We start from the raw sequence: 5,005 nt of genomic DNA, 5'->3' as shown, positions 1-5,005 counted from the left end.
ATACTTTAGTTTAGATCTCTATAACATAAGGTCTAAAAAGGTTATGATGAGCTTTAACATCTCTAGAATTTCTTCTACAGTGTTTGTCCAAATTCAAAAACTCTTATCACAATTCATCTTACACACTGGCTTTAAAACAGCTTATCCACAGAAAATGTGGATAAGCTGTTTTAAAGGTATAAATAGTGAATAAACACTAGCAGAAGCAGTCAACACCACCTAAGGCGATGGTTTAGAGATGACAAAAAAAAGCGGCCCTTAAAGCCGCTTCTAAGATCATCTCTTCAATCAGGAGTTATTCGTGAGATCCATCTCGAAGGTAAATTAACCAGTACCAAATGCCAACAAAAACACCCCCACCGATGATATTGCCAATCGTCACGGGTAATAGGTTATTGATCAAAAAACCCATTAAGTTAAGGTCTGCGTAGTCGGCGATATTGGCACCCGTCATCTGCCAAAACTCAGCGGGTGCAAAATATTTGATACCAATTGCCATCGGAACTTGGAACATATTAGCGATGCAGTGCTCAAAACCCGCGGCGACAAACATGGCGACAGGTAAAATCATCACCATAATTTTGTCAGTCAAGGTGCGACCACTGAAAGTCATCCAGACCGCCACGCACACCAACACGTTACACATAATGCCAAGCGCTACTGCCTGCATAAACTCGTGATGCAATTTATGCTGAGAAATGGCCATCGCATTGAGGCCAACTTGTCCACCATCAAACATATATTGTTTGGAAACTAGCATACAAGCGACAAGCATCAGCGCACCAGCAAGGTTGCCAAAATAGACGATGACCCAGTTTTTAATCAGCATGCTCCAAGAAATTTTGCCACTCGCACGTGCAACCAAAGTCAGCACTGAACTAGTGAATAACTCACCACCGGTGACCACCACCAGAATAAGACCTAAGCTAAACGCAAAGCCGCCGATAAAACGGCTCAGACCCCAAGCCATATCGCCAGTTCCTGTCGTCACTGTAGTGTAAAAAACGAAAGCAATACCGATATGAATGCCAGCAGAAATGGCAAGAAGGAAAGACTTCATCGGATCTTTCGTCGCTTTTCCAACGCCAGTTTCTGCGGCGCGCTCTGCCATTTGCGGTGGCAATAGGGAATCAAATTGGTTTAAGTTCATGGCAAGTAACATTTTGAAACAAGTTATATAAGGCGCGGATAATCGCTCCATTCCTATGACAATTCAAGAGCTATTTTCTATGTTTACAAAAAATGTGTTTAGCGTGATGAAAATCATAAAAATTTATTGATAGCCCATATCCAGCGTCTATAGATAGCCACTCTCTTGCAAACCAATGATGGATATAACTGTGTGAAATATCCCCAATTTGGTTGCAGATAACATTTCTTACAACAACTGATTGCAGCCAACAGCACTGCCATCTATGGTGACAAAAAATCATTCACTATATAGGTGTCGAGATGAAATTTACTCAACAAAATATCGCCGAGCTCAATCTACTCCTCCAATTTGATTTAAGCAGCGCTGCGACTGGTATTAAAGTCCGTAATGATGCGTCTGACGACATGCAATCCGCCGTTCAACGTCTTTACGAAAAAGGTCTATGTACATTACCTGATGGTGGCTATTTGACGGATGAAGGCATCGAAGTGGCCGAGCATGCAGAGCGCGTGCTGCGCGTTTTGAACTCTTAATCTAGCCTGCAAAGGCAGCCGAGACTCTGCTGGCTGCCTTGCCCCTTTAAAAAACCGCCCTTCTTTATTTGGCCATTGGCTCAATCCAACGTTGATAGGGCTGAATTCGATCATATCCCCAGTTAAACAGTGTGGTGTAGATAAAGAAAAAGGTCAGAAACCCAGCTTCCAAAATCAATGCATCCCACATCGATACGTCTAAAACCCAAGCGATCACCGGAATAGAAATAAAGACGAGCCCACCTTCAAAACCGGTCGTGTGTAACAAACGTAAGCTAACCGTACGCGCTAATCGGTTGGTACCAAACACTCGGTCGAACAAAACGTTGTATAAATAGTTCCACGCTACGGCAAATAGGCTCAAACCAATACCTATCATGGCTAAATCCCCCGTTCCCTGCCCTGTCACCAATGCGGAGATTGGAATAATTAACGCTAATGCGGTCACTTCAAACGTTATTGCATGGAAAAGGCGCTCTTTCATCGACAGCTCTCTCATTGACATCATTTTTCTCCTCTTTATTCTTCGTCTGAGGTGTTGAATGGACTCATTTTCATCTATATTGAAGATACTAAAAAGTTAGATAGTATCGGTAAATGAGATATGTTGAGTATTGATCAGTTGCAAGCCTTCACCGCAACCGTTGAGAGTGGCTCTTTCTCCGGCGCGGCAAGACAGTTGGGCAAAGTTCAATCGGCCGTTAGCCAACACATCATCAATTTAGAAATTGATTGCGGTGTAGAACTGTTTGATCGCTCCGGCCGTTATCCACGATTAACCGCGCAAGGCGAACGACTTCTACCGTATGCGCAAGCGACGTTGCAGCAACATCAACGCTTAGCGCAACAAGCACAACTGCTTGCTTCATCACCCAATCAACAGCTTTCGCTCGCGATGGATGAAGGGATCCCGTTACAAGGGTTAACCCATTTATTCAAACAGTTAGCCACACAGTTTCCACACATTGAAATTGAATGTTTAAGTGCATCAAGTACCGATGTGATTGAGATGGTGGAACAAGGTCGCGCTAGCTGTGGGATCATCTTCAGTGAATTGGCCTTACCGAATAACCTTGATTTTGAAAATGTCGGTTCAATCCGTTTTGATGTTTATGTGGCCGCAGAGCATGAATTGGCTCAGCATCAAGCGCCCCATATCGATATGCTAAGATTGCATCGCCAACTCGTTATCCGCTCACGCAGCCATAAAACCAGCAGTTCCCATCAAGCCTTTAGCCCCGAGATATGGTACGCCGATAACTACTATCTATTATTAGAGATGGCGTTAAGCGGTTTAGGATGGTGTTTGCTGCCAAGCTATTTAGCCGAAAGTGAACAAGCGATGGGGAAATTAGTGCGTGTCCCTGTTGAGTTTGAACAGCTGGCTTGGTATACCAACATTGATGTCATTCAGCATCAGCGCATGAGCGCCGATCCTATCCATAAAATGGTCAGGCAGTTGTTGCGCCAGCTTAGTCCACTCACCGATGCCTGATCGGCATACAATCAATACAGGATGTACATTTTATGAGCACCATTACCCTCATTGGCGCAGGTTGGCTAGGCCTTCCTCTAGCGCAAGCTCTTACCGAAAACCACCAAGTCTACGCCAGCCGCACCCAAACGGCAGGAATGCTTGAGTTAACGCAACATGGCATCACAGGCTTTGTATGCGATCTTTCTCTGCGCGACCAAAGCTTATCGCAGCACTTTATTGCTCAAAAAAGTGAAATTGTGATAGGCAGCTTTCCACCCGGTTTTCGCAAGGGAAGAGGGCAAGAGTATGCGCAGCAGTGGCAATATTTAGTCGCACAAGCAAAGCTGGCTAATGTGCGTAAAATCGTCATGGTCAGCTCAACCAGCGTCTATCCTGACATTGCACAACCAATGAGTGAACAGGATGCCTCCTTGTCACTGGCGCAAAATGACTCAAACTTCAGTGAAGGAGCACGAATCATGTTGCAAGCCGAGCAACACGTTATCGATTCAGGGCTAGATTATGTCATTGTACGCTGTAGTGGCTTGATCGGACCAAAGCGTCATCCCTCACGATTTGCAGCGCGTTTGGCGCAAGTCAGCCGGCTTGCACCAGCTAATATGTTGCATCAAAAAGACGCCATTGGTGCACTGATTTTTGCCAGCGAAAAACTCTCCAAACAGGTCGTTAACGCCACCACACCACAAACCGTGAGTAAAGCTGAGTTTTATCAAGCCGCGTTGGCGGCCGCCGAGCTAGACTCACCATTGCCGCCAATTGTCGATATTGCAGACAAACGCATCTTAAGCGACAAGCTGAGCCAATTGGGCTATCAATTTCATTATTCACACACGTTAGAGGCACTGGCACTGAATGAGTAAACATCTCTACCAACACATTGAAACCTTGTGGCAGTACATGCAGATGAAGCATGAGCTCGTCGCGGCCGATATCATTATGGTGTTTTGCAGCAATGATTTGCGCGTGGCTGAGTATGCTGCACATTTGTACCAACAAAATCTGGCTCCCTACCTTCTTTTCTCTGGCGGACAAGGGCGTTTTACTGAGGGTAAATTTGCTAAAAGCGAAGCAGAAACCTTTGCTGACATAGCCAAAGATTGTGGCGTCCCAACCCACGCGATTTTACTGGAAAAAAAGGCGACTCACTCTGGAGAAAATGTACGATTTAGTCACCATCTATTGGCAGAAAAATCGATCACTGCGCAACGTATTATTGTGGTTCAAAAACCCTTCATGGAACGTCGTGCCTACGCCACATTTGTTCAGCAGTGGCCCGCCCCATTTGAGTCATTGATGGTGACCTCTGGCGGAGAGACATTTTTCGATTATCTTGATGAGGATTTCACCGTTGATGTTGTACTGAGTGCGCTATTAGACGATTTTGTGCGAGTCCGCGACTACCCAGCACAAGGATTTCAGATTGAGCAACCGATCCCAGACGATGTGACACTTGCTTACCAAGTTCTGAGTCAATTTGAGTGGTAACACAAGTTGTGGGGCATACAAAATAGATAGGGAGGCTTAAACCTCCCTATCGAATAATTTGTTCAAGGCGCAGAAGTAATGAATTTACTTACCCAAGGCTTCTTTATAGTGCTGACGACATACCGACACGTATTTATCGTTACCACCAATAGAGACTTGATCACCTTCGGCAATCGCCACTCCATGTTCATCGGTGCGAATGACCATGTTCGCTTTACGGCCACAATGACAAATTGTTTTCAATTCCACCAGCTTATCGGCCCAAGAAAGTAGATATTTACTCCCTTCAAATAGCTCACCTAAAAAATCGGTACGCAAGCCATAGCACAGTACCGG

General features: G+C 45.1%; 6 protein-coding genes and 1 pseudogene. 4 read left to right on the top strand and 3 right to left on the bottom strand.

Annotation, left to right across the window (positions count from 1 at the left end; all coding sequences use genetic code 11):
* Nucleotides 1-295 precede the first annotated feature (295 nt).
* Nucleotides 296-1,150, bottom strand: a complete 855-nt coding sequence (gene focA / locus AACQ17_RS06290; RefSeq protein ID WP_026028023.1) for a formate transporter FocA — start codon at nucleotides 1,148-1,150, stop codon at nucleotides 296-298.
* A gap of 302 nt (nucleotides 1,151-1,452) precedes the next feature.
* Between focA and AACQ17_RS06285 the strand changes: the two genes are divergently transcribed.
* Complete coding sequence (locus AACQ17_RS06285; RefSeq protein WP_010318620.1) at nucleotides 1,453-1,686, top strand: TIGR02647 family protein; 234 nt, start codon at nucleotides 1,453-1,455, stop codon at nucleotides 1,684-1,686.
* 64 nt (nucleotides 1,687-1,750) lie between these two features.
* On the opposite strand, the gene AACQ17_RS06280 is transcribed toward AACQ17_RS06285, so the two are convergent.
* Nucleotides 1,751-2,194, bottom strand: coding sequence for a PACE efflux transporter (locus AACQ17_RS06280; protein ID WP_094147084.1), 444 nt, complete (start codon nucleotides 2,192-2,194; stop codon nucleotides 1,751-1,753).
* A 96-nt stretch (nucleotides 2,195-2,290) separates the two neighbouring features.
* Between AACQ17_RS06280 and AACQ17_RS06275 the strand changes: the two genes are divergently transcribed.
* From AACQ17_RS06275 to AACQ17_RS06265, 3 genes are read left to right on the top strand one after another with little or no spacing between them, the layout of a single operon-like run.
* Nucleotides 2,291-3,181, top strand: coding sequence for a LysR family transcriptional regulator (locus AACQ17_RS06275; RefSeq protein ID WP_094147085.1), 891 nt, complete (start codon nucleotides 2,291-2,293; stop codon nucleotides 3,179-3,181).
* A 32-nt stretch (nucleotides 3,182-3,213) separates the two neighbouring features.
* Entirely contained in the window at nucleotides 3,214-4,044 is an 831-nt protein-coding gene (locus AACQ17_RS06270) for an NAD(P)H-binding protein (RefSeq protein ID WP_094147086.1), read from the top strand.
* Nucleotides 4,037-4,669 (top strand): YdcF family protein, encoded by a 633-nt coding sequence (locus AACQ17_RS06265; protein ID WP_013857054.1) that lies wholly within the window; start codon nucleotides 4,037-4,039, stop codon nucleotides 4,667-4,669. Before AACQ17_RS06270 ends, AACQ17_RS06265 begins: the two co-directional genes overlap by 8 nt.
* An 84-nt stretch (nucleotides 4,670-4,753) precedes the next feature.
* Here the strand turns inward: AACQ17_RS06265 and AACQ17_RS06260 are convergent.
* Nucleotides 4,754-5,005: pseudogene (locus AACQ17_RS06260) on the bottom strand (thymidine kinase); the annotation flags it as partial.

Source organism: Vibrio sp. V10_P2A27P122 (assembly GCF_963874335.1).
Classification (GTDB): Bacteria; Pseudomonadota; Gammaproteobacteria; order Enterobacterales; family Vibrionaceae; genus Vibrio; species Vibrio anguillarum.
Note: the sequence above shows the minus strand (reverse complement) of the source record. Positions and strands in the feature narration are given on the sequence as shown.

Excerpts from the sequence above, each read along its gene's own strand:
- focA (WP_026028023.1), bottom strand. The coding sequence starts at position 1,150 with ATGAACTTAAACCAATTTGATTCCCTATTGCCACCGCAAATGGCAGAG.
- AACQ17_RS06285 (WP_010318620.1), top strand. The coding sequence starts at position 1,453 with ATGAAATTTACTCAACAAAATATCGCCGAGCTCAATCTACTCCTCCAA.
- AACQ17_RS06280 (WP_094147084.1), bottom strand. The coding sequence starts at position 2,194 with ATGATGTCAATGAGAGAGCTGTCGATGAAAGAGCGCCTTTTCCATGCA.
- AACQ17_RS06275 (WP_094147085.1), top strand. The coding sequence starts at position 2,291 with ATGTTGAGTATTGATCAGTTGCAAGCCTTCACCGCAACCGTTGAGAGT.
- AACQ17_RS06270 (WP_094147086.1), top strand. The coding sequence starts at position 3,214 with ATGAGCACCATTACCCTCATTGGCGCAGGTTGGCTAGGCCTTCCTCTA.
- AACQ17_RS06265 (WP_013857054.1), top strand. The coding sequence starts at position 4,037 with ATGAGTAAACATCTCTACCAACACATTGAAACCTTGTGGCAGTACATG.